At 62.4% G+C, this 23,953-nt stretch carries 19 protein-coding genes and 1 pseudogene; 18 read left to right on the top strand and 2 right to left on the bottom strand.

Translation table 11 applies throughout. The annotated features are described in order from the left end of the window. The first annotated feature begins 140 nt into the window (after window positions 1-140). The 17 genes and pseudogenes from YWU_RS15580 to YWU_RS18440 all read left to right on the top strand — a co-directional run bounded on the left by YWU_RS15580 (window position 141) and on the right by YWU_RS18440 (window position 18,768). Complete coding sequence (locus YWU_RS15580; protein WP_034647332.1) at window positions 141-3,722, top strand: type VII secretion protein EccC; 3,582 nt, start codon at window positions 141-143, stop codon at window positions 3,720-3,722. Then, a complete protein-coding gene (locus tag YWU_RS0106595) occupies window positions 3,709-4,818 on the top strand; it encodes a type VII secretion-associated protein (RefSeq protein ID WP_027019850.1) in 1,110 nt (369 codons plus the stop codon). The genes YWU_RS15580 and YWU_RS0106595 overlap by 14 nt, the downstream gene beginning before the upstream one ends. A gap of 91 nt (window positions 4,819-4,909) precedes the next feature. Next, window positions 4,910-5,239: a WXG100 family type VII secretion target gene (locus tag YWU_RS0106600; protein ID WP_027019851.1), complete on the top strand. Its 330-nt coding sequence runs from the start codon at window positions 4,910-4,912 to the stop codon at window positions 5,237-5,239. 21 nt (window positions 5,240-5,260) lie between these two features. After that, window positions 5,261-5,551, top strand: coding sequence for a WXG100 family type VII secretion target (locus YWU_RS0106605; protein WP_027019852.1), 291 nt, complete (start codon window positions 5,261-5,263; stop codon window positions 5,549-5,551). A gap of 218 nt (window positions 5,552-5,769) precedes the next feature. Then, window positions 5,770-6,213, top strand: coding sequence for a 50S ribosomal protein L13 (rplM, locus tag YWU_RS0106610; protein ID WP_027019853.1), 444 nt, complete (start codon window positions 5,770-5,772; stop codon window positions 6,211-6,213). After that, window positions 6,210-6,764 (top strand): 30S ribosomal protein S9, encoded by a 555-nt coding sequence (gene rpsI / locus YWU_RS0106615; protein WP_027019854.1) that lies wholly within the window; start codon window positions 6,210-6,212, stop codon window positions 6,762-6,764. The genes rplM and rpsI overlap by 4 nt, the downstream gene beginning before the upstream one ends. Window positions 6,765-7,254: 490 nt before the next feature. Next, window positions 7,255-8,619, top strand: a pseudogene (locus YWU_RS18595) (acyltransferase family protein). A 36-nt stretch (window positions 8,620-8,655) separates the two neighbouring features. Beyond that, window positions 8,656-9,144 (top strand): SGNH/GDSL hydrolase family protein, encoded by a 489-nt coding sequence (locus tag YWU_RS18140; protein WP_205618306.1) that lies wholly within the window; start codon window positions 8,656-8,658, stop codon window positions 9,142-9,144. A gap of 99 nt (window positions 9,145-9,243) precedes the next feature. After that, window positions 9,244-10,587: a phosphoglucosamine mutase gene (gene glmM, locus YWU_RS0106625; protein WP_027019855.1), complete on the top strand. Its 1,344-nt coding sequence runs from the start codon at window positions 9,244-9,246 to the stop codon at window positions 10,585-10,587. A gap of 118 nt (window positions 10,588-10,705) precedes the next feature. Further along, the gene (gene idi, locus YWU_RS15590) at window positions 10,706-11,383 is read left to right on the top strand and encodes an isopentenyl-diphosphate Delta-isomerase (RefSeq protein WP_051260123.1); all 678 of its coding nucleotides are present in this window, start codon (window positions 10,706-10,708) and stop codon (window positions 11,381-11,383) included. Further along, the gene (gene mvk, locus YWU_RS15595) at window positions 11,380-12,468 is read left to right on the top strand and encodes a mevalonate kinase (protein ID WP_051260124.1); all 1,089 of its coding nucleotides are present in this window, start codon (window positions 11,380-11,382) and stop codon (window positions 12,466-12,468) included. Before idi ends, mvk begins: the two co-directional genes overlap by 4 nt. After that, on the top strand, window positions 12,465-13,445 hold the full coding sequence (gene mvaD / locus YWU_RS0106640; RefSeq protein WP_027019856.1) for a diphosphomevalonate decarboxylase: 981 nt from the start codon (window positions 12,465-12,467) through the stop codon (window positions 13,443-13,445). The genes mvk and mvaD overlap by 4 nt, the downstream gene beginning before the upstream one ends. Then, window positions 13,445-14,521 (top strand): phosphomevalonate kinase, encoded by a 1,077-nt coding sequence (locus tag YWU_RS0106645; protein ID WP_034647335.1) that lies wholly within the window; start codon window positions 13,445-13,447, stop codon window positions 14,519-14,521. The genes mvaD and YWU_RS0106645 overlap by 1 nt, the downstream gene beginning before the upstream one ends. A gap of 46 nt (window positions 14,522-14,567) precedes the next feature. Continuing rightward, window positions 14,568-15,614 carry a hydroxymethylglutaryl-CoA reductase gene (locus YWU_RS0106650; RefSeq protein WP_027019858.1) on the top strand — a complete coding sequence of 349 codons (1,047 nt, stop codon included), beginning with the start codon at window positions 14,568-14,570 and terminating at the stop codon, window positions 15,612-15,614. A gap of 187 nt (window positions 15,615-15,801) precedes the next feature. After that, the gene (locus tag YWU_RS0106655) at window positions 15,802-17,001 is read left to right on the top strand and encodes a hydroxymethylglutaryl-CoA synthase (RefSeq protein WP_027019859.1); all 1,200 of its coding nucleotides are present in this window, start codon (window positions 15,802-15,804) and stop codon (window positions 16,999-17,001) included. A gap of 148 nt (window positions 17,002-17,149) precedes the next feature. Continuing rightward, window positions 17,150-17,467: a hypothetical protein gene (locus tag YWU_RS0106660; RefSeq protein WP_027019860.1), complete on the top strand. Its 318-nt coding sequence runs from the start codon at window positions 17,150-17,152 to the stop codon at window positions 17,465-17,467. Further along, window positions 17,467-18,768 (top strand): hypothetical protein, encoded by a 1,302-nt coding sequence (locus YWU_RS18440; RefSeq protein ID WP_027019861.1) that lies wholly within the window; start codon window positions 17,467-17,469, stop codon window positions 18,766-18,768. The genes YWU_RS0106660 and YWU_RS18440 overlap by 1 nt, the downstream gene beginning before the upstream one ends. A gap of 283 nt (window positions 18,769-19,051) precedes the next feature. Here YWU_RS18440 and YWU_RS0106675 read toward each other — a convergent pair whose 3' ends face one another. Beyond that, on the bottom strand, window positions 19,052-19,876 hold the full coding sequence (locus YWU_RS0106675; protein ID WP_027019863.1) for a dienelactone hydrolase family protein: 825 nt from the start codon (window positions 19,874-19,876) through the stop codon (window positions 19,052-19,054). A 62-nt stretch (window positions 19,877-19,938) separates the two neighbouring features. Here YWU_RS0106675 and glmS point away from each other — a divergent pair, with 62 nt between their 5' ends. Further along, complete coding sequence (glmS, locus tag YWU_RS0106680; protein WP_027019864.1) at window positions 19,939-21,813, top strand: glutamine--fructose-6-phosphate transaminase (isomerizing); 1,875 nt, start codon at window positions 19,939-19,941, stop codon at window positions 21,811-21,813. An 83-nt stretch (window positions 21,814-21,896) separates the two neighbouring features. On the opposite strand, the gene YWU_RS0106685 is transcribed toward glmS, so the two are convergent. Continuing rightward, entirely contained in the window at window positions 21,897-23,879 is a 1,983-nt protein-coding gene (locus YWU_RS0106685) for an acyltransferase family protein (protein ID WP_027019865.1), read from the bottom strand. Window positions 23,880-23,953 lie beyond the last annotated feature (74 nt).

Here is a 23,953-nt window from a genome sequence, read left to right on the forward strand (position 1 = left end):
TTCCCCCTTGTCCCCGGAACCCACCGCTTGGCGGGCACACGAGCACATGCTGACTTATGCTCTCGGTCACGTCCATCGGGAATAGGGGAATCCGGGGCGGATTGTGGATAACTGCCGTTCCGGGGAAAACAGGGGGAACCATGGGGAAGAGTTCTGTCGCGCCGGAGATCATGCCGGGGGAGATCACACCGCAACCACCGCCGGAGGCGCCCGAACCGGAGAAAATACCGCTGGTCAGGGCGCTTCTGCCGGTGGTGATGCTGGTTGCGGTTGTGGGCATGGTCGGAGTTATGGTCGTCTCCGGCGCCGCGCGGAATCCGATGACTTTTATTTTCCCGATCATGATGGTGGTGTCCACCTTGGCAATGCTGTCGGGAGGTGGGGCGAAGAAGTCCTCGGACCTGGGAAAATCCCGCCGCGAGTACGCTCGCCACCTCACTGAGATCCGCTCCTCCATCGCGGATTCGGTTCGCGCCCAGCACCGCAGGCTCCGCCACATTCACCCAGATCCAGCGGACTTGTGGCCGCTGGAGGCAACCAACCGCCTCTGGGAAAGATCGCTTGACGACGCCAACTTCGCTGCAATCCGTGTCGGCCTCGGCGTCCAATCCCCAGCCACGCCTGTAGTGGCTCCAGAGATTGCCTCCCCGGACACGCTCGATCCCGTCAGTGCCGTGGCGCTGAGAAGAGTGATCCGCTCCTCGCGGACGGTGCCAGAGCTCCCGGTCGCAGTGCGGCTCAGTGATTTTCCGGTGCTGGCCATCGGTGGAGATCCGGCAGATTCGCGGGCTCTGGTCAGGGCGATGATGGCGCAGTTGATCGTGTTGCATTCCCCTGATGACGTGCGAATATGCTCCGAATCGCCGCACTGGGAGTGGCTGAAATGGGTGGCGCATCACGGCCCTGGAGACGCCACCCTGACCGTCGAGATTGTTGATGGAGGACAACCAACAGGAGAGGGGACATGTGTCATCGCGGTCGGTGACATCTCTGCTGAATTGTGGGACCGCGCAGTGAATAGCGGACTCGCACTCGCTGTCCGGACGGGCAGGATCGTGGCCACTACTACATCCGGGGATGAAGATTTCGCATCTGCGGATGGGTTGTCGGTGGAGGGTGCGGAGGTGGTGGCTCGGCGCGTCGGGAAGCATCGCGGGAGCGTGCGGGAGGAGAAGGGCGACGACCGAGACGCGGTGCTGGTGGAGCTGGGCCTGGAGCCTCCTCCGTTGCACGTGGACCCGCCGGTGCGGCGGGGCAGAGACCGGTTGCGGGTTCCTGTGGGATCGCGTGACGACGGCTCCGTGGTCCACCTCGACATCAAAGAATCCGCCGAAGGCGGCGTGGGACCGCATGGACTTTGCATTGGCGCGACGGGCAGCGGAAAGAGCGAATTGTTGCGCAGTGTGGTGTTGGCGATGGCGGTGACGCATCCGCCTGAGCAATTGAACTTTGTGCTCGTGGATTTCAAGGGTGGAGCGACATTTCTTGGGCTGGAAGAGATGCCGCATGTTTCCGCGGTGATTACCAACCTGTCCGATGAATTGGTGCTCGTCGACCGCATGCATGACGCACTTTCCGGTGAGATGACTCGGCGTCAAGAAGCGCTCCGTGCGGCTGGGGCATACAAGAATGTGAGCGATTACGAGGAAGCCCGGCGCGCCGGGCGCCACGATCTGGAACCGCTGCCGGCGCTGGTGATCGTGGTGGATGAGTTCTCTGAACTGTTGGCGGCGCGTCCGGAGTTTGCGGAGTTGTTCGTGGCGATCGGGCGATTGGGGCGCAGTTTGCACGTGCATCTATTGCTTGCGTCGCAGCGTCTGGAAGAGGGGCGGCTGCGAGGTTTGGACAGTCATTTGTCATATCGCATTGGCCTTAAGACGTTCTCCGCCGCCGAATCCCGTGCGGTGCTGGGCGTTCCGGATGCGCATCTGCTGCCGTCCATTCCTGGGCTGGGGTACCTGAAAAGCGATGCGGGTGCGGCGACGAAGTTCCGTGCGGCGTATGTGTCCGGGCAGGTGGAGCAAGTCCGCGCTGTCGCGATGGGAGGGACGGACCGGGCGAGGGTCGTGGAATTTACCGCGGCTGGCGTGCCTGAGGTACCAGTGTCGGTGACAACGGAGGGGACCGGCAGGACGCTGCTATCGACGACGGTCACCGCGATGAACCACATTCCGCACAGTGCACACCGGGTGTGGCTGCCGCCGCTGCCGGATGCGCTTGTACTGGAGACCTTGACGCCGGGGGCCAGGCTGACCGCTGCTGTCGGCATCGTCGACGACCCGCTGAAACAGCGCCAGAGCTCCCACGTGGTTGACCTGTCTGGTGCTGGTGGGCACCTTGCTGTGGTGGGTGCGCCGAGGTCGGGGAAGTCTACGACGCTGCGGACCCTGGTTCTGGCATTGGCCCGGTCCACTCCGTCGGCGTCGCTGCAGTTCTTCATCATCGATTACGGTGCTGCTGCGCTGGTGGACCTAGCTCGCCTGCCACATGTGCGGTCGGTGGCCCACCGTGGTGATACCGCGCGGATCACCCGAACTATCGCTGAGGTGTCCATCGCAGTCGATGACCGCGAACGCGCGTACCTAGACAACGGATGGCACTCCGTGGAGGAGGCGCGGTACGCAGGGGAGGCTGACCTGGTCCTTGTCATCGATGGTTTTCCTGCGTTGCGCACCGACCACCCGGATCTCGCTGATCGCGTGCAACGTGTCATTTCAGACGGGCTCGCGGTGGGCGTGCATGTGGTGTTGTCCGCGCATCGCTGGACCGAACTGAGGCCCGCGGTCCGCGACCTCATGGGCTCACGGATCGAACTTCGACAGGCCGAAGCCATCGACTCGGTGTACGACCGGAAGGCAGCCAAACTTGTTCCGGAGTCGCCAGGTCGGGGACTGGTTGCTGGTGGGCGGGCGCTGCTGGTGGCTGATTCCACTCCGGCGGATGTTGATCGGATCGCCGCACACTCGCGCACGCGTGGCGACAAGGACGCGGAACCGCTCAGGCTCCTGCCGGAGAACATCGATGCCACTCTCCATCCCGGCGCGATTGCACTCGATGAGGAGCGGCTCGCTCCGGTATTTTTCCGTCCGGACAAGGATCGGCATCTTGTGATCGTCGGTGCGTCTGGGTCGGGGCGTACGAATGCGGTGACCCTTGTCGTCGACACGCTATTGGACAGCCACCCGACGATGAAATTCCTGATCATCGACTATCGCCGCAGTCTGCTTGGGCACGTACCGTCGCAGCGGCTGGCGGGGTACGCAGGATCGTCCACCGTTGCTGGACCGCTGGTAAAAGAGCTTGCCGACGCCCTCCGCGCACGCCTCCCCGGCCCAGACATCACCGCGGAACAATTGTCCGCGCGTGATTGGTGGGAGGGCCCGGAAGTCACTGTTGTTGTCGATGACCAAGACCTCGTCGGCGGAATTTCGGGGAACCCGCTGGCGCCGCTGGCAGAGCTGATTCCGCATGCGGTGGATATTGGGTTGAGAGTGATCGTCGGGAGGCGAATCAGCGGAACCATCCGCGCGCTGCACGAACCGTTTCTCGCCGCGGTGCGCGACTCAGGCGCTGCGGCAATGGTGCTGTCAGGGACGCGTGACGACGGCCCCCTATTCGGTATCACCCCCACCAACCAGGCACCTGGCCGGGGCCATTGGGTGGAGCACGGCGGCACCCCAAGGGTCGTCCAGATGCTGGAGGTGAACCGTGCTGCTAAATGACAGGATCGTGAACCTGTGGGGCTCGACCGCAGGAGACGAGGTCCACGGGGACCCCGAGCTCGTGATCGTCCCGTCCTACTGGGGTAACCACAGATTCGACCTCTTGGGCCGGCCCGCGGTGAGCGTGTCCGAGGCGCTCTTGGAACTTGGAGAGCCAGCGCGTTCCGTGAGCTTCCTCGTTGAAGTAGAGGCTGGCCGTGTCTGTATATCCAGGTTGGACTTCGCCGAACGCACCGTCGCTGGAACCCTGCTGCACCATGACGGGAGGCCCTCTGACGTTGTCCTTGGATACCTCGAGGAGACCGGGGACGACCCAGATGACTGCGAGTTCATCGTCGCAGCCGGGCTCAAGGACCCAATGATTGCCGACCTATGGCGGCGAGGGCTTCTCGCCTATCCAGTTCCGGTGCACCTGCTAGGTAAGGGAATGTCCGGGGCTGCGCCGGTGATGGAGCAGATCGCTGAACCTGTCGAAGATGCTCTTGGTATTGACGCGATCCGCGCCCGGATGCGCGGCGCCGAGCCCGAACCACGAAGCCGGACCAGCGCACTGACCGCGGCGGCAGCAGTAGCAGTTCTCGCTGCGGTTGGCGCCGTGACCTGGCAGATTAGCCAGCGAGCCGGGCAGGAGGAGGAACCGGTGGTTGTCGCTGAAGAGAAGACAGTCATCCCTGAAAGCCCTGGACCGGAGCTGACAGAACGTGCTGGCGAAGGCTTCGCGCTCACAATGCCGTCAACCTGGGATGTCGTGCCAGAGGCTGTCGAAGGGATGCTTGTCCTTCACGACGGAGGAACGATGAGAGTCCTGGCAACAGTCGGGGAGCGAGTACAGGGTCTCAACCTAGAAGCCGTCCAAGTGGGACTGACCGAGATCGCCGAGACCAACCCGGAGATCGGATATATCAGGACCGAGCAGCACGACGGTGACGGATTCATAGTTCACGAAGAGCGGCCGGAAGACGGTTCGGTGGTGATCTGGCACCACCGCATGGAGAACGACAGACAACTGAGCGTGGGCTGCCAATACCGCGGTCCGATCGTGCCGCAGGTCCGACCCCAGTGCACTGAGGCAGTCGTCTCAATGAGGCTGACGTAATTTCTGGGAACCAGAAGGGGTGTTGGTTACGTCTAACTAGGTGCAAGGGCAGGAAAGCTTTTGCACCATCACATGACATGAAGGGGGAATGATGGCCGAGTCATTGTTCACTACCGAATCCAGCACGATGATGACCACCGCCGGTCAGGTCGACGGCGTCAATGCGGAAGTCCAGGGGGAGCTGACCCGCCTGCGGGGAACGGTCGACGGCATGGCCGGCCAGTGGCAGGGTCAGGCGAAGATGGCCTTTGACGAGTTGGTCACCCGATGGGATGCCGCCGCGCATTCGCTGTCCGGTGCGTTGACGGACATTTCTGAGACGATCCGCGGCAACTCCCGCGCGTTCGACGGCGCCGAGGACACCGGCGCAGCAGCCTTCAACCAGGTCGCAGCCGGTGGAGCCGGTCTGCTGAATCTGTAGAACAACCAGGGGGACAACACAATGACCGACGTAATCCGCTATCAGTTCGGTGGCATCGCCGCCGGCGTAGACGACATCCGCAGCACTTCGATTCGAATCACCGGACTGCTGGACGACCTCAAGGCCCGTATCCAGCCGATGACCGCAGTGTGGGAAGGCGAGTCCTCGGCCGCCTACCAGGACGCGCAACTGCGCTGGGACAACGCCGCAGCCGAACTCAACATGATCCTGGAAGCAATCGCTCGTACCGCAGGTGATGGCAACGACCGCATGGCAGAGATCAACCGCCAGGCCGCAGCTTCCTGGTCCTGACTAACCGGCGCCTTCCCCGGGAATCCGTTTCCTCGGGAGGGCGCTTTCGTATGCCTAGAGGCGGGATTTTGCCTGGTGGCGTTCCGTCTGTAGACTGAACAACTTGTGTGCGCGTGCTCCCTCGGAGCATGCACGTCTTCCTCGGGTCTCCACCGGCCGCCGGGGCGGAATGGCGCGCGCGCCGGCCGGCAGTTGCTTTCAAAACCGAAGGAGTCACTATGGCTACTTTCCACCCCAAGGACGGTGACATCGAGCGCAAGTGGTACGTCATTGACGCCGCTGACGTGCGCCTCGGCCGTCTCGCCACCCATGCCGCCGGCCTGCTGCGCGGCAAGGGCAAGGCGTACTTCGCTCCTAATGTTGACTGTGGCGACCACGTCGTCATCATCAACGCCGACAAGGTTGACATCTCCTCCAACAAGCGTGACCGCGAGATGCGCTACCGCCACTCGGGCTTCCCGGGTGGACTGAAGTCCATGACCCTCGGCCGTTCGCTCGAGGTCAACCCGCAGCGTGTGCTCGAAGAGTCCATTCGCGGAATGATGCCGCACAACAAGTTGAGTGACGCTTCCTTCAAGAAGCTGCACGTGTTCGCTGGCGCTGAGCACCCGTACGCCGGTCAGCAGCCCGAGAACTACGAGATCAAGGTGGTTTCCCAGTGACGAACGAAAACGTCGAGAACCAGGTTGAGGCCACCGAGGCCACGATCGAGGACGTCGAAGCAGTTGCCGCCGCCGCCGTCGAGGACTTCACCTCCACCATCGGTGACGCCCTGGTCGAAGAGTCCGCTGAAGAAGAGACCGTCGCTGTCGAGCCGGCCACCCTGGATCACCCGATCCAGACCGTCGGTCGTCGTAAGCGCGCCGTCGCCCGCGTCGTTCTGACCGCCGGCACCGGCGAGATCTCCTGCAACGGTCGCGACATCGAGGATTACTTCCCGAACAAGCTGCACCAGCAGGAGATCAAGGATCCCCTGGTTCTGCTCGAGCGTGACGGTCAGTTCGACGTCCGCGCCCGTATCCACGGTGGCGGAGCTTCCGGACAGGCCGGCGCCCTGCGTCTGGCTATCGCCCGTGCTCTGAACGAGTTCAACCCGGAGGAGCGCGCAGCACTCAAGAAGGCTGGCTTCCTCACCCGCGACGCTCGTGCCGTCGAGCGCAAGAAGGCTGGTCTGCACAAGGCCCGTCGCGCCCCGCAGTACTCCAAGCGTTGATCGGACGCAGCGCTTGCGCTGCATCTGCTCTTCTACGCTGTGGCGTCGAGGCGAACCACCCCGTACCGGTTTCTCCGGTGCGGGGTGGTTTTTTCTTGTCCAGCCACAAAAGGCGTTGGGTCTGCTGGCTCAGGGAGCGTAATCAGCCGGAACCATCGCTGCCCTCTGAGCGTGCGCCGAACCCCCTATATCCGTTGCAGATCCGAGTTCGCTGTGCAACAACTACAGGGTCTTCGGGCTACGTAGACAGGGGGTTGTTCAGCGAGCGCCACCGGCCCCGATTCAGTGGGTGTTGTAGGACCTGAGCCCCGGCGATTTCTGTCTCTGAACCCAAAAGATGGGGGCGCTGACCAGCGTCGTTCACCCGATTGTGGACCAGTTCATCGCGATTCGCGGAAGTAATATCTCTCTGTTGCACTACTTCCGCGGACATGTGATCGCCAGCGGAACCGGGACAGATATGGGGAACGCGATGGCGGAGACAGCGCTAATGACTGCGAAGAAGCCCGTGCGTAAGCGCGGCGGTGTCCGTCGTGCACCGGCGTTAGATGGCCTGCGCGGTTTCGCCGTGTTGGCGGTGGTGATCTATCACTTCTTCGGGGATGTCATGCCCGGTGGTTACCTCGGCGTCGACGTGTTCTTCGTGCTGTCTGGGTTCCTGATTACATCACTGCTGATCAGGGAAAAGGTCACCACCGGCCGGGTCGATCTCAAGGACTTCTGGCTTCGCAGGTTCCGCAGGATCGTGCCGGCGGCACTGGTCGTTCTCGTTGTAGGCACCGCTGCCGCATCGTTAGTCGGAGGTGATCCCGCGGTCGGCCTTGGCCTCCAGTTCCTGGGCACGTTGCTGTTTGCGAACAACTGGTTCCAGATCGCCGATTCTCAGTCATACTTCGCTGACTCTGGTGTGCAGATCTTCGCTCACTATTGGTCGCTGTCGGTAGAAGAGCAGTTCTATGTCGTCTGGCCGTTGCTTTTCGTCGTCTTGCTGGCGGTTCTTGCTCGACGCGGATACACAAACGGCTCTGGTCGGGCAAGGGCATCGGTGTCTTTCGGGCTAGCGGCCCTGTCGTTCTATTGGATGCTGGTGAACTTCGACGAGAACCTCGACCCGACTCGGGTGTACTACGGCACTGACACGCACGCCTTTGGATTGCTGATTGGAGCAGGACTCGCGTTTGTCCTGACTACGGCATCGAATTCTGCGGACACTGACAGCTGGCCAGCTGACTGAGGGCCTCTCAAGAGCAGGGTGTCGATGACACTCGTCGGCGTGGCCGCCTTCTTCGGCTTATTGTTCTTAGTCTTCACGATGGGCGACACCGCACCGGTGACCTACCGAGGCGGACTGCTCGCCGCATCGATTCTCACTGCGATCGTGCTCCTTGTGTGCATTCGAGGGGATAACGCTCTCGCGAGGCTCTTCGACACCCGCCCGATGCGCTGGCTCGGCGAGCGCTCATTCAGCCTGTACCTGTGGCATTGGCCCGTCGTCGTTATTTTCGTGGAACTCCTCGGCCGCACGGAACTGCCAGACACAGTGATGATCTCCGGGGTCATCGCGGTGGTGATCTCGTTGCCGTTGTCGTCGTGGTCCTACAAGTGGATCGAGACGCCAATCCGCCGCAAGGGATACAAGGAGATCTTCAGTGACCTTGCGGGGCCACAGGCCCCGGCACTGCGTCGCTTTACGACGTTTACCCTTCCCCTCACCCTCCTCATCATCTGCTCATGGGGAATTGTCACTGGACCACAAGAAACTGAGCTGCAGCGCCAACTCAACGCGATCGAGGCGGAGCAGGCAGCAGAGCAGGCTGACTCACTGGACAATCTGGGCCGGGAGTTGCCGACATGAGACCAAATCACCGTGATTGGCGATTCGGTAACGATGATGGCTCAGGAAGCTTTGGCCGAGCGGTTCCCTGGTGTCTACACCGATGGGGAGGTGAACCGGCACTACATCGCGGCCGAGCAGATAATCGTCTCGATGGAGACGGCGGGCACGCTTGATCCGTTTGTCGTGCTGGGCTTTGGCACCAATGGTCCAGCCGCCGGATATGGGGACCCGACGCTCTTAGACCGACTCATCGAGCAGATCGGCGACGATCGGGTGATTATCCTGGTCAACCCATGGGGCGATGAGATGCACATCCCCGATGCGGTCGAGGAGGTTAGGGATGCCGCGAAGACATACGACAATGTCTACGTCGCCGACTGGTGTGGCACCGCGGCAGCGAATTCGTGGGCGTTGTACCCGGATGGGGTGCATCCAACGCCGGATGGAGCCTCCACCTATGTCGATGCGATCGAGGCGGCCCTGCAGCAGTGGGTGGACGGCGACAAGGAGATTCCGGCGACACGGGTGTGTATCCGTCCTTAGAGTTCCCCGTGATCTATAGCGCTCGATCTGTTTTCCGGGCGGTCTAGTGGCACAATGAGCCGTTGACCCTCTTCCTCAACCCAGGAGATACAGCCGAACATGTCCCGTCTTTTCGGTACCGATGGTGTTCGCGGGCTCGCCAACCAGGCGCTCACCGTCCCGCTCGCGATGAAGCTCGGAGCTGCTGCAGCCACGGTGCTGACCCGTGGCTCGGATCCATCCAAGCGTCGTCCTACCGCCGTGGTGGGTCGTGACCCGCGTGTCTCTGGCGAGATGCTTGCCGCTGCATTGTCGGCGGGCTTGGCGTCGAAGGGCGTGGACGTGCTGCGCGTTGGCGTGCTGCCGACCCCCGGTGTGGCGTTCCTGACTGATGAGTACGGCGCTGAACTTGGCGTCATGGTGTCCGCCTCGCACAACCCGATGCCTGATAACGGCATCAAGTTCTTCGCATCCGGCGGCACGAAGCTCGATGACTCAGTGGAGAAGGAGATCGAGCGCGCTCTCCTGGAACTTGACGAGACCGGTCCGACCGGTGCCGGAGTCGGCCGCATCTTCGAAGAGGCCACCGATGCATTGGATCGCTACCTGATCCACCTGGCGCACGCGGTTCCGCAGAAGCTCGATGGCATCCGTGTTGTCGTTGATTGCGCTAATGGCGCGGCCTCTGAGGCGGCCCCCATGGCGTATGCCGCGGCTGGTGCGGATGTCGTGGCAATCCACGACAAGCCGGACTCTTACAACATCAACGCTGATTGCGGCTCGACCCACATTGAGATCGCCCAGCGTGCAGTCCTGGAGCATGGTGCGGACCTGGGCCTGTCCCACGACGGTGACGCTGACCGTTGCTTGGCCGTGGACAGCGAAGGCAACATCATCGACGGTGACCAGATCATGGCGGTGCTGGCTGTCGCGATGAAGGAAGCCGGACTGCTGCACCACAACACACTGGTCGGCACGGTCATGTCCAACCTTGGTCTGAAGCTCGCGATGGATGAGCAGGGCATCGATCTGCGCACCACCAAGGTTGGTGATCGCTACGTGCTCGCCGACCTCAACGCCGGCGATTACTCGCTCGGCGGCGAACAGTCCGGCCACATTGTGATCCCGGACCACGCCACCACCGGTGACGGAACTCTCACCGGCCTGTACCTGATGGCACAGATGGCCAAGACCGGTAAGTCGCTGGCCGAATTGGCCTCCGTGATGAAGGTGCTGCCGCAGACTCTCATCAACGTCCCGGTCGTGGACAAGACGGCCATCGTCGATAACCCCGAGGTCAAGGCTGCTATTGCCGCTGCCGAAGAAGAGCTTGGCAACACCGGTCGTGTGCTGCTGCGTGCCTCCGGTACGGAGGAGCTTTTCCGCGTGATGGTCGAGGCCGCCGACGCGGAGACCGCTCGCAAAATCGCCGGCCGACTTTCGGCAGTTGTCGCTTCGGTCTAGCGAATATTTCCACGGGATAAACTGAGGCCCGTAGAATCACTCTTCAGGACGCCGGATTCGGTGAGATACCCAGCTCGCCGGTCCGGCTCAGTCAGTCTCATGGAAGAAGGTACTGGTAGTGCCGGATACGCCGGACATGTCGAGCATCGAGGCGCGTTTTGCCCCTGGTGAAGCTGATATCCCTGTCGAGGTTGTGGATCGGGATGGAGTGGTGCAGGGGGCCGTCGGGAAGCTTGAGGCGCATGTGCCGCCGGGCATCCTGCACCGCGCGTTCTCCCTCTTCCTCTTCGATGATGAAGGCCGGATGCTGCTGCAGCGTCGGGCGAAGGCGAAGTACCACTCGCCTCTGTTGCTGACCAACGCCACCTGCTCCCACCCGCTGCCGGGTGAGCCCGTCGTTGATGCCGTAGAGCGTCGCGCCGGCGAGGAACTCGGGGCGAAGGTGCATGATCTCGAGGAACTAGGCGTGGTGATCTACCAGGTCGACGACGAGCGCACCGGTCTCTCGGAGCATGAGTACAACCACGTGTACGCGGGACGAGTGGACATGGACACCATTGATCTCAACCCGGACGAGGTGGACGAGATCGTCCTCCTTACCCCGCAGGCGCTCGCCGAGCGACGCGCCACCGAGCCGTTCACGCAGTGGTTCAACCACGTGTGGGGCATCGGATCGGAGAAATTCTCGAAGTATGGCTTCGATATCGAGGGCGTCGAGGGAATTGATGGACCGGCGGACGCGGCGCAGGCCGCAGCTGGAGTGGACGTTGTCGTCGATGAAGGGGATCAGAAGTGACCGTGCCGGACAACCTTGATGACGGCCAGCCGACCCCGGAGCACATGCTCGGGTTCGCACCGTTCAGCAGCATCTCTGATGTTCCCCGCGGGATCGTCGGGGGAGCAGGAGACTTGCAGCGGTATTTGCCGGATGAGTCGGAGATCATCACCGAATTCGGCACCGCCTATGGCGAGGCCCATGCCAAGTCGATTTTGATCGGCGAGCACTCAGTGGTTTTCGGGCATCCTGCGATCGCAGTGCCGGTGACCTCCATCAGGACTGTCGCCCGAGTCGACGCAGAAGAAGGTCCGATCCGTTTCGGCATCGATGGCGACATCATCGGAATCGACGAGCTTCCGGAGCGACTTGCACCTCTTGGTGAGGCCGCGCGCGTTGCTTTGCGTGAGTTCGATGAGCCGGAGGAGGGCGTGCTCATCCGCATCCGTTCCGGCATTCCGCCCGCCGCGGGCCTGGGCGGTTCAGCCGCCGCGGCTCATGCCGTTATCGAGGGCATTCGTGCCTTCGTCGGCGGGGAGCTCTCTGAGGAGACGCGCTTTGAACTCGTCCAGACTGCTGAGCGAGTTGCGCACGGCAACCCCAGTGGGCTGGATGCCATGGCCACCCGTTCGAGGGTGCCGGTGATGTTCCATCAGGGTGAGACGCATGAGGTGAACGTCGGGAAGCCGTTCTGGCTTGTCATCGGTGACACGGGTGTCCGTGGAGCCACCTCGGATGCCGTGGCGCGCGTGCGCGGCTTCGTCAACCGTGACCCCGCTCGCGGTGAGGACCTGCTCAATCAGCTCGGTGAACTGACGCGCGGCGTTCAACGATTGCTTACCGACGGTGACGTCCCCAACCTCGGCGCCTGCCTCGACGCAGCACACCTGGCGCTGGAGGAGCTCGGCGTTGGACATCCGGCGACCAGCGAACTCGTCGCGGCAGCCCGCGAAGCTGGTGCTGTTGGCGCGAAGATTACCGGTGCTGGTTGCGGCGGCTGTGTCCTCGCTGTCGCAGAGAACGCAGAGATCGCCGACAAGGTCAGCCAAGCAATGACCGACGCCAATGGCGTGGCCACCTGGACCGTAGAAGTGGAGCGCAATTGAGCACCGCCACCGCAGTAGCGCACCCGAATATTGCGCTCATTAAGTACTGGGGCAAGCGCGACGCGGCGGTGCAGCTGCCGGCGACTGGGTCGCTGTCGTTCACTCTCGGTATCGCGCCGACGACCACCACTGTCACCCTGGATCCCGCCCTCGCGGAGGACACCGGTGAACTCAATGGTGAGCCGATGAATGACAAGGAAGTTAGCCGCGTGCGCCGGTTCCTCGATCTGGTGCGGGAGCGTGCCGGGGGAGAGAACCTGCCCAAGGCCTCGGTCGTCAGCGTCAATGAGATCCCGACCGGGGCAGGCCTGGCCTCCTCGGCCTCCGGATTCGCTGCGCTGACCCTGGCTGCCACGGCCGCTTATGGACTGGAACAGACCCCCTCGGAAGCCTCCGCGCTGGCTCGTCGTGGCTCTGGTTCGGCGTGCCGGTCCATCTTCGGCGGACTGGTCGAATGGCTACCCGGCGATGATGAGGATGAACTGACCTCCCATGCGGTTGAATTGCCGGATTCGGGACTGGAGCTAGCTCTGGTCGTCGCCGTGCTCAGCCCCGGTCGCAAAAAGATCGATTCCCGCGAAGCCATGCGGAACACCGTCGAGACCTCCCCGTACTTCCCGGCGTGGGTCGAGACAGTCCCGGGTGAAATTGAGCAGATGAAGGATGCCATCGCGGCCGCTGACTTTACTGCCGTCGGGCAGCTCGCAGAGTCCAATGCTATGCGGATGCACGCCTCGATGCTGGGCGCGACGCCGCCAGTGCGGTACTGGAACGCAGACTCTGTCGCGGCTCTGGACCTGGTCGCCACTCTGCGGGAGGAGGGCACCGAGTGCTACGCCACGATGGACGCCGGCCCGAATGTGAAAGTCATCTGCCGCCCCGGCGACGCCGAGACCATCGCCGAACGGTTCCGCGCTGAGTTCGGTGACATCGACGTGCTTGTCTCCGGCCACGGCCCTGCGGCGTACCTCGTCTGATGGGGTGGCCCACTGAGCCTCATGTGGGCGCTGCCTGCGGAAAGCTCTACGTCACTGGTGAATATGCGGTGATGACGCCGGGTGCCCGCGCGGTGCTCGTCGGCGTCGACCGTTTCCTCACGGCAACGGTTCGAGGTGCTGATGGCCCGGGTTTCGTGCGCTCTGCGCACTTCGGACCCGAGGGGGCTGACAAGCGTAAATACGAATCGCTTCCCGACGGTCACCTCACTTTCCTCACCCCACACTCCCCAGACATCGTCACTTCCGCAGTCCAGGTTGGCTACGAGGTCGCCGCACATCGCTCCGGTTCCGTGCGCGAACTGGAGATCTCCATCGAGTCAGATCTCGACGACCCAGAGACCGGCCGCAAGTATGGGCTCGGCTCCAGCGGAGCGGTCACGGTGGCGCTCATTGATGCGATTACGAAGGCACATGACTGCGCGCTGAGACCGGTCGAGTTGTTTAAGGCCGCGTATCTGGCATCGGCACGGGCGGGCGCCCTCGGCAGCAGCGGTGACATCGCGTGCAGTGCTGCTGGCGGACTGGTGTTGTACTCCCGTCCCGAGCCTGTCGACACCGACGGTGACCTCAATGAACTGATCGCCGCAGAGTGGCCCGGGCTCATTCTCGAATCCACCGATTGGCCGGCGGTCATGACTTTCCTCATCGGATGGACTGGACGTCCGGTGAAGACGGATGAGCAGCTGGTGGCGGCGGGGAAGACGTCGGGAAGCACGTATGAATCCCTTGCGGAGGACGCGACGGCGGCCTCCGACCGGCTATGGGGCTCCCTGGAGAACCCAGAGGAGATCATGGCCGCGGTCAGCGATATGCGTGTGGTGCTGCGCAAGCACGCGCAGGCCAGGGGAGTGGTCATTGAAACGCCCCTGCTTGCAGCGTTGTCGGACAGTGCCGATTCGCAGGGATTCGCTGGCAAGAGCTCTGGCGCCGGCGGCGGCGACTGCGGCATCGCGGTCGGGCTGCGCGATCCAGAAGCCGAAGACCAGATCCGGGCACGCTGGCGTGAGGACCTGATCCAGCCATTGGACGCAGGGCCGTGCCCGCGCAGGCCGTAGCGGAACCTAAACTAGGTTGGAACGTCGATGATATGAGGAGACCCCTATGAGCAACGCCCCGTTGGACCACGCAGCGATTCCCCTGAGTTGGGTTGGGCCGGTCCGGGTCAGCGGCAACGTCATGGAGGATGAGGTCAAGGTCCCGATGGCGACCTACGAGACCCCGCTGTGGCCCTCCTGTGGACGTGGCGCGAAGATCTCCCGAATGATTGAGGGGGGCATCACCTGCACTCTCGTCGACGAGCGCATGACTCGCTCTGTGCTGTTTACTCTCGACTCCGCAGCCTCTGCGGTAGTGGCGCGGGATGAGATTCTCGGCCGGATGCCGCAGCTTCAGGAGGTTGTAGGCCGCTCGAGCCGCTTCGCGAAGCTCATCGACATCAACACGCAGATCTCCGGTCGGCTTCTCTTCGTCCGTTTCGAGTTCACCTCCGGTGACGCTTCGGGCCACAATATGGCGACCCTCGCCGCTGAGAACCTCATGTCCTACCTCATGGAGCAGATGCCGCAGCTCGGTTACGGCTCCATCTCCGGAAACTTCTGCATCGACAAAAAGACCTCCGCCGTGAACGGCATCCTTGGCCGTGGCAAAAACATCATCGCCGAGGCCGTGATCCCGGAGGACATCGTTCGCGATCGACTGCGGACCACCTCAAAGCGGCTGGTGGAGCTCAACGAGCGCAAGAACTTCGTCGGATCCATCCTCGCTGGCTCTTTGCGGTCGGCTAACGCCCACTACGCCAACATGCTCTTGGCGTTCTACCTGGCGACCGGTCAGGACGCCGCGAACATCGTCGAAGGTTCCCAGGGAATCACCCAGGTCGAGGACGTTGATGGCGCTGTGCGTTTCTCCTGCACCCTGCCGAACCTCATCGTCGGTTCGGTGGGCAATGGCAAGGGACTGGACTTTGTCGAGAACAACCTTCGCGAGATCGGTTGCATGGAGGATCGCGAGCCGGGTGACAACGCCCGTCGTCTGGCAGCTCTGTGCGCATCCATGGTGTGGTGTGGCGAGTTGTCGCTGATGGCAGCGCAGACCAACGAAGGTGAGCTCATGGACACGCACGTGAACATCGAGCGCGCAGCAAAGTAACTCGCACAGCCTTCTCTTAATGCCTTCTGTGCATGTCCAGAGGTATTCCTTCAGTGACGGAACAGTGTTAGCCTCGTAAAATACCGGTAACGTTCACCGCGATCAATATCGGCGGTAGAGTCGGAATAATGCTGTCCGAAGGCCCGGTAACCCATGCCCGAGCCGTGTTGTGAGAATGGAAGTACAGATGAGCGAAGCAAACCAGGTGGCCGGTGTATCGGTCGGTATCGACGACATCTCCTTCGCCACGGGTTCCTACCGTGTCGACCTCGCGGACATCGCACCGCGACTCGGCACTGAGCCGGCGAAGTACCACAAGGGCCTCGGCCAGGAACAGATGTCCGTTGTCGCCGCAGACGAAGACCCGGTGACCATGGCTGCCGCCGCTGCGCTCCCGCTCATCGAGCGTGGCGGAACCGAGGGGCTGCGCACCCTGATGTTCGCTACTGAGACTGGCATTGACCAGTCCAAGGCTGCAGGTGTCTACGTGCACGAACTGCTCGGGCTGCCGAATAACGTTCGTACCGTCGAGATGAAGCAGGCATGCTACTCGGCTACCGCGGCCCTGCAGTTCGCCAGCGCGATCGTTGCTCGCAATCCCAAGGAGCGCGTGCTGGTTATTGCCTCCGATATCGCCCGCTACGACCTTGACTCGGCCGCTGAGCCGACCCAGGGTGCTGGCGCCGTCGCGATGATTATTTCCGCCAACCCGCGCGTTATTGAGCTCGACGCTGCCAACGGTGTCTTCACCAAGGACGTCATGGATTTCTGGCGCCCGAACTACCGTGCCCAGGCACTGGTTGAGGGCAAGCTCTCCATCAGCGCCTACGTTGAGGCTGTGGCCGGAGCATTTTCTGACTACCAGGCCAACGGTGGCTCGGACTTCAACGACATCGACTTCTTCAGCTACCACCAGCCCTTCACCAAGATGGCTCAGAAAGCGCACCTGGGATTGGCTGAGAGCCTCGGTATCGAGATCGACAAGGCAGCCGCCGACGAAAAGATCGGCGCAACCCTGGGCTACAACCGACGCATCGGCAACAGCTACACCGCCTCCGCCTACTTCGGTCTGCTGGCGCTGCTCGATACCGATGAGGATCTGACCGGTAAGCGCGTTGCCATCGCTTCCTACGGCTCTGGCTGTGTCGCCGAGTTCCTCACCGGTCGTGTCGTTGAGGGATACAAGAAGCACATCCGTGCCGACGAGCACCTGGAGATTCTGGACACCCGCGTCCAGCTCGACGACGCCACCTACTACGCCGCGCAGCAGCGCGTCATCGAGGACCAGGGCAACTACTCCAACCGCGAAGAGGGAATGCTCCGAGGCAAGGGCTCGTTCGCATGGGCCGGAGTTGAGGGCGACAAGCGAATCTACGTGCGCCGCTAGCCGTTCCCACACTGAGCCGGGGAGTCCACATCGGACTCCTCGGTTTTTGTGTGCCTAAGGATCCTCCCTCCGAAATTTCCGGGAACCGATTGGCGTCTCGCTACGTCCAACTAGTTGAGAGGACTTTCACACGGGGAGGGGCTTAAACATGCAGACCATCGACATCCTGGTCGAAGACGCCGAACGATTGGTGGCACGGATTAGAGAGAGCGCACGATCGCGGACGTCGCGCTGGGGTGATGTACCGAATGCGCCGTCCACTGCGGTTGGGCAGGGGTTTGGGGGCATCGGAACTCGGCTAGAGGTTGCCGTCGATAGACTTCGTGATCTCGGCAATGAGGGGGCCAGCCGCTTTGGCAGTCACGGACAGGCACTATCTGACTTACTCCAGTCTGTAGGACAGTCAGATGGCGCTAGCGCCGACATCCTGCGAGGAATGATTTCGAACGATGAGGCCAGCCTCTGATGGGGTTCGTGGCCGGTGGACTGGCTGAACTGCCTGCGCTGGCAGGCATCGCGGACGGTCTGAATGCGGAGGCCGGGCGATCAGCAGTCATGAAGGACCGCAGCAGCGATGTTGTCGCGGCTGCCTCGGCAGTTGATGGGTTCGATAAGACCGCTCTGATGGAGGTCAGTTCAGCGCTAGAGAAGACTGCCCAATCAGGTATCCCAGAATCGCAGCTGGATGTGTCGTGCCTGGGTTCGGGAGCGCCAGGAGTAGCAGGTCAAGCGACGGTGGATGCTAATCGTAGGTGCCAGAATCTTGATGGAGAAGTCGCTTCCGCAGGTGTAGTGCTCAACCAAGCAGCCTCTGTCTCGTCGTCGGTGATCTCCGAATGTGACTCCACGATTGGCTCGATGGTTTCGCAGGCGCTGCCGGTGGTGCAGGAATGTGCGTCGGCGAGCGCACGTGGCCTCATCAGTGTGGATGTTGCTGCAGACATCGCTGGGGGCGTGGTGGGTTCGTTGTTGGCAGCAGTTCACGGTGTGATCGCCAACCGAGATTCGACCGTAGAGGAGTCACTCGAATGCGCGGTCGCAGAATTGGAATGCGTGCCAGAGATCCTTCCAGAGGAATGCCCCGAGACGCACCCTCCGGCGAGAGAGCCAGAACCGCCTGCAGGAAAGAAGCCGATGGAACCCGTCTCCACCATCACCGCCGGAGTATCTGAGGCGGAAATTCCTCCAGGCAAGAAGCCGATGGAGAAGCCGGTACCTGAGCCGGAAGAAGACTGTCCTCCGGAAGCGCCAGAGGAGCCATGCCCCGAGTCCACCGTCACCGCTGGAGTCGATGCACAAGCACTGATAGGTGCCGGTATCGGAATTGCAGGAAGTATTGCCGGTGGCGTTGCTGCCGTGGCAGAGATTGCCGGCAAGGTGGCGGTGGATGTTTCTGGGCAACTGGATCTGAGCCTGCCGGAATGCCCGCCGCAACCTACTTCCGAGTGTGTGCCAGAGCCGGAACCATGTCCTGAGCCTGAGCCTGAGCCTGAGCCTGAGCCTGAGCCTGAGCCTGAGCCTGAACCTGAGTTGTCTATCGAGGAGAAGTTCGCTGACGAGCCGGAGCCGCCTCCGCCGCCGAAGAAGATCGATGGGTTAGCAGGAGTAGGCGGGGAGTACACGGCAGCACCAGAGTCCGCCCAGCCCACGACCCCGGAAACGACCACTCCGGTGGCTCCGCTGGAGCCTGACCCGGAGCCTGAACCACAGGAATCCGAAGATGATGCAGAGCCCTCTGTCCGGGCACCTTCTGCTGGGGCGTGGTGACGGTGGCGTACGAATCTACAGACAACACCGGTGCGCTGAACCGGATCGACATCGCAGAGCGTCGCTATCACGCGGCGGCACGGGACATGGATGCCAGATGGACGAAAGCCCTCGCCAAGGCGAAGGCTGAATTACAGGAAGCGAAGCAAAAGTCGGCGCGACGCGCGTCTGGGGCACAGCGAAACGGGTTGGGAAGTCGGTTTCTTCCGGTGCCGGGGAAGGGACACGTCGGGAAGCGGTCTGGAGCGGTTAAAGCGGTGCTCCAGACCGGAGGTCACCGCGGTCAGGAGACGGTGTAGGCCTCGTCCTGGAGCCAGTCCTCGTCACGCACTGCGGTGCCTTTGAGCGGCTCAGAGCTGACAAAGGCGGAGTACTTCTCTTCTTCTGCGACGGTAGCCAGGAGCCAGCCGGTCAACACACCGACGGTGGTGCGCCAGTGCGAGTTGGAGAAAGTGCCGAGTCCAAGCAGTCGGCGGCCGATGGGAGTCTCCGAGAAGGAACCTTGAGTGCACTTGTCCATCTCACGATAGGTAAGGGGGCCGGCCCAGTTCGCTCCGATATCCGCCGGTGAGCCGCGGTCGAGCCACTGGTCCTCACCCGGGGCAAGGATCAGGCCAGGGGCAGTGACCGAGCGTGCCGCGACGATCGGGGAGGGAGCCACATCGGCAGGGTAGACCGCAGCGACACCAGCGGTAGTCGACGGTCGCTGGGCTGCGACGAGAATCGCTGCGCCGGCGCCCATGCCGTGGCCGGCAACGCCGATGCGCTGCGGGTGGATCGAGATGTTCCCACCGCCCAAGCGGACGCCGGCAAGGATCTGCATCGCGGACTCAAGGTCAGCGGCCAGACCACGGTGGTCGGCGACGAAACCGGTCTCGGTGGACGGGGCAGCTACCGCGAAACCCCAGGAAGCAAGGTGGCGCAACGTGCGGTGATAATTTTCGATCGGCTCACGCCAATCGTGCCCCCACGCAATGGCCGGGAGGTTCTTGCCCTTTTCCGGGGTGTAGACCTTGCCGGGAACACCCGCATGGGAAAGGTCGCCGACCAGCACCTGGTGCGGGCCGGGCTTGGAAACGGTCGCCATAAGCTTCTTGAGATTCGCCACTCTGCCAGCATATCGGTTGAGGCCGTGAGCCGGGTCCAGACACGGAATGTACTCTTATCCGCATGTGCGGAATTGTTGGATATGTGGGACGCCGTCCGGCGCTGGACATCGCTGTCGACGCGCTCCGGAGGATGGAGTACCGGGGTTATGACTCCGCCGGTATTGCTGTCCTGGACGGACATGGCGGCGTCAACGTCGAAAAGAAGGCGGGAAAACTTGCCAACCTGGAGAATCAGCTTGATGTAGTAGGTCGAGAGAAGTTCGAGGGTTCTACGTCTATCGGTCACACCCGATGGGCTACCCACGGACGCCCGACGGACAGCAACGCGCACCCGCACGTCTCATATGACGGCAAGGTCGCGATCGTCCACAACGGAATCATCGAAAACTTCGCTCCGCTGCGCGCGGAGCTTGAGGACGCTGGCGTGGAGCTGTCGTCCGAGACCGACTCAGAGGTCGCTTGCCACCTGCTGGCACGTGCCTACAACGGTGAAGACGGTGCCGGTGTCGCCGGTGACTTCGAGGCTGCGGCGCTGTCCGTGCTCAACCGTCTTGAGGGTGCCTTCACCTTGCTCTTCACCCACGCGGATCACCCGGACAAGATCGTCGCTGCGCGTCGCTCGACCCCGCTGATCGTCGGCGTTGGTGCGGACGGCATGTACCTCGGTTCTGATGTTGCTGCGTTTATTGCTTACACCAAGGAAGCAGTAGAGCTGGGCCAGGACAACGTCGTCATCATCACCCGCGACAACTACCGGGTCCTCAACTTCGATGGCTCTGAATCACAGGGTCGTCCCTTCACCATTGACTGGGACCTTGAGGCCGCAGAAAAGGGCGGCTACGAGTCGTTCATGATCAAGGAGATCCACGAGCAGCCCGGTGCCGTTCGTGACACCCTCGCGGGTCACTTCATCGACGGCCGTGTCGTTTTGGACGAGCAGCGGATGACCGACCAGGATCTGCGTGACATCGAGAAGGTCTTCGTGGTCGCCTGTGGCACCGCGTACCACTCGGGCCTGCTGGCGAAGTACGCCATCGAGCACTGGGTACGCATCCCCGTTGAGATCGAGGTGGCCTCCGAGTTCCGTTACCGCGACCCGGTGCTGGACCGCAGCACACTGGTCGTGGCGATCTCCCAGTCCGGAGAGACCGCGGACACCCTTGAGGCCGTCCGGCACGCAAAGACTCAGGGCGCCCGCGTCCTGGCTGTCTGCAACACCAATGGTGCGCAGATTCCCCGTGAGTCCGACGCCGTGCTGTACACCCACGCCGGCCCGGAAATCGGCGTCGCTGCCACCAAGTCCTTCCTGTCTCAGGTCGCCGCGAACTACATCGTGGGACTGGCTTTGGCCCAGGCTCGTGGCACCAAGTACCCGGACGAGATCGGCCGTGAGTACGAGGACCTGGAGGCTATCCCGGAGAAGATCGAGCAGGTCCTCGCAATGAGCGACCAGTTCACCGCGATCGCCGAAGAGCTCGGTCCGATCCCGACCATGCTCTTCCTCGGCCGCCACGTTGGCTTCCCGGTCGCCCTAGAGGGCGCCCTGAAGCTCAAGGAGCTCGCTTACATCCACGCCGAGGGTTTCCCGGCCGGTGAGCTCAAGCACGGTCCGATCGCGCTGATCGAGGATGACCTGCCGGTCGTCGTCATCGTGCCGTCCCCGGGTGGTCGCCCGGTACTGCACTCGAAGATCGTCTCCAACATCCAGGAGATTCGAGCCCGCGGTGCTAAGACAATCGTCATCGCTGAGGAGGGCGACGAGGCAGTGAAGCCGTACGCCAACTACCTCATCGAGCTGCCGGCGACCTCGACTTTGCTGCAGCCGCTGCTGTCGACGATCCCGTTGCAGTTCCTCTCCGCCGACATTGCGCGCCTGTGCGGTACCGAGGACATCGATAAGCCGCGTAACCTCGCGAAGTCCGTCACCGTGGAGTAGCTGACAGGCACTTCATGGCACACCATAAAAGCGCGGTCCGTATGTACGGACCGCGCTTTTGTGGATAGAGGGACGTCGGGAAGCTAGTCCTTAGAGGTTTTTATCTCTCTATCGGCGGAAGAGACGGTGCGGTCTTTCGGTCCGTCACCCTGTGCGGGGAAGGCCTGTGCCACAGCATCGGCGAACCTGGCGGAGCGCTCCGCATTGCCAGTGGAGTTGTAGTGGATGAAGTCGGACTCGAGGAACCAATTGTCCTGCGCGTCCTTGGCCCACTCGAAGAGATAAAGGTTCGGGTTGTCGTCCATGGCTTCCCGCAGCGCATCATTGAACGGTTTCATGTTGTCGGTCGCCCACGGGCCGGTGCTGAGCCCGGACCAGGCAGTGGCCCAGAGGATTTGTTCGCCCTCCAGTACCTCGAGCATCGCGGCGACCCGGTCCGGGTGCGGGTAGCCGTGGCCGACGGCCTCGTTGGCGGCATCGTTGACACCGGTGGCGATAACCCAGCAAGTACCGTCCGGCATGCCCTGGCTCATCAGCTCCGTCACCGACGCGACCGCACTGGGATAGCTCTCCCAACCTTCTGCGGTGGCGCGGGCGCCGAACACGGAGGTGACCACGTCCTCGGCGCCGACCTCGAGGTAACGCAGGACTGCATTGTCGGAAGGATCCGGCAGCTGCGAATCCGCGAACATTCCGATCGAGGTGGAGTCGCCCACGTGCACCACTGTCGTGCAGGACGTTTCGGCGGGGCCCGCGTTCTGCTTCGCGTCAGCGAGAGCGTCCTTGTCGACGGCAGCGGCATCAATCTCCATCGTCTGGCCCTGGGCCACGAGCACGGTGTCTCCAGTGACTGTCCGGGGGATCGCCATCAGACTCACCGAGACCAGCACCACGGTGGCACCAGCCAGCACTGTGCGAGGGATACCCGGGCCAGGGAGTCGTTCACGACGGGCTGCTCTGGTCGAACGAACCCAGTTGCGGACCGGCTCGATGACACCGTGGTGACGGATCGGATCCTCCACCAAGGTCCAGGACAGTGCGGCCAAGAAGAAGGACAACCCGATAACGACGAGGCTTCGCACAAGCGGATTCTCATTGAGCTGCTCGGGCAGGAACACGATGACCGGCAAATGCCAGAGATAGATGCCATAAGAACGCTCACCGATCCAGCGCATCGGAGCCACTTCGAGGACTCGGCCGATTACGGTGCCGCCGGTTGTGATGCCGTAGATGACTGCCATCGTCGTCAGTGACAGGACCAGCAGACCACCACTGAACAGGAACGGTGAATGGTCCGGAAGAAGAACCATCAGGACGAGGATCACGGTGATGCCAACACCAGTGGAAATTTCTGCGACCCGGCGGGTCGGGGTTCCGGAAGAGGCCATCAGGGCGATCGCCAGGACAGCACCGAGCAGCAGGCCACCGGCGCGAGTGTCCGTGCCCTCGTAGATCCGGGTGGCGTCAGCATCGGTGATGGAAAGAACGTGCATCAGTCCGAAACTGGCCAGCGCCAGCAGCACCGTCATCGTGGCGATGACAACTCGAGCCCGAGCCAACCGCCCGAATGCCAAGAACAGCACTGCCAGAACCAGCGGCCACACCAGATAGAACTGTTCCTCGATTGACAGCGACCACATGTGGTCAAGGGGGCCCAGGCCTGCGAACTGGTCGAAGTAGGACTTCTCTTGGAAGATCACGTACCAGTTGTTCACGTACAAGACGGAGCTGGCGGCCTCGCCGAGTCGACTGAGCATCTCACCCGGGCTGATCAGTGCGGTCACCAACAACACTGCAGCGACGGTGAGCAGCATCGCCGGGGCAAGCCTGCGGAAACGTCTTAACCAGAAAGTGCGCAGGTTGAAACTGCCGTGCTTCTGCTTTGCCCGCAGGAGATTGGTGCTGATCAAGTATCCGGAGAGGGTGAAGAACACCGCGACACCGAGGAGGCCACCGGGGATCCACTCGGAGTTGAGGTGGTAGACCACCACTGCCATCACGGCGATGGTGCGGAGTCCGTCCAGGGCGGGGATGTAGGTGGTCCTGGAATCTACGGGTCTGGGCATCTGGCGGTTCTTTCGGATGATCTGCGCGAAGGCAGTGTTGAGCGCAATCGACGGCGTCGCGCGAAACTGTCAGT

Source organism: Corynebacterium sputi DSM 45148 (genome assembly GCF_000427865.1).
In the GTDB taxonomy this organism is placed as follows: Bacteria; Actinomycetota; Actinomycetes; order Mycobacteriales; family Mycobacteriaceae; genus Corynebacterium; species Corynebacterium sputi.

Excerpts from the sequence above, each read along its gene's own strand:
- YWU_RS15580 (WP_034647332.1), top strand. The coding sequence starts at position 141 with ATGGGGAAGAGTTCTGTCGCGCCGGAGATCATGCCGGGGGAGATCACA.
- YWU_RS0106600 (WP_027019851.1), top strand. The coding sequence starts at position 4,910 with ATGGCCGAGTCATTGTTCACTACCGAATCCAGCACGATGATGACCACC.
- YWU_RS0106605 (WP_027019852.1), top strand. The coding sequence starts at position 5,261 with ATGACCGACGTAATCCGCTATCAGTTCGGTGGCATCGCCGCCGGCGTA.
- rplM (WP_027019853.1), top strand. The coding sequence starts at position 5,770 with ATGGCTACTTTCCACCCCAAGGACGGTGACATCGAGCGCAAGTGGTAC.
- YWU_RS18140 (WP_205618306.1), top strand. The coding sequence starts at position 8,656 with ATGGCTCAGGAAGCTTTGGCCGAGCGGTTCCCTGGTGTCTACACCGAT.
- glmM (WP_027019855.1), top strand. The coding sequence starts at position 9,244 with ATGTCCCGTCTTTTCGGTACCGATGGTGTTCGCGGGCTCGCCAACCAG.
- YWU_RS0106645 (WP_034647335.1), top strand. The coding sequence starts at position 13,445 with ATGGGGTGGCCCACTGAGCCTCATGTGGGCGCTGCCTGCGGAAAGCTC.
- YWU_RS0106650 (WP_027019858.1), top strand. The coding sequence starts at position 14,568 with ATGAGCAACGCCCCGTTGGACCACGCAGCGATTCCCCTGAGTTGGGTT.
- YWU_RS0106655 (WP_027019859.1), top strand. The coding sequence starts at position 15,802 with ATGAGCGAAGCAAACCAGGTGGCCGGTGTATCGGTCGGTATCGACGAC.
- YWU_RS0106660 (WP_027019860.1), top strand. The coding sequence starts at position 17,150 with ATGCAGACCATCGACATCCTGGTCGAAGACGCCGAACGATTGGTGGCA.
- YWU_RS18440 (WP_027019861.1), top strand. The coding sequence starts at position 17,467 with ATGGGGTTCGTGGCCGGTGGACTGGCTGAACTGCCTGCGCTGGCAGGC.
- glmS (WP_027019864.1), top strand. The coding sequence starts at position 19,939 with ATGTGCGGAATTGTTGGATATGTGGGACGCCGTCCGGCGCTGGACATC.
- YWU_RS0106685 (WP_027019865.1), bottom strand. The coding sequence starts at position 23,879 with ATGCCCAGACCCGTAGATTCCAGGACCACCTACATCCCCGCCCTGGAC.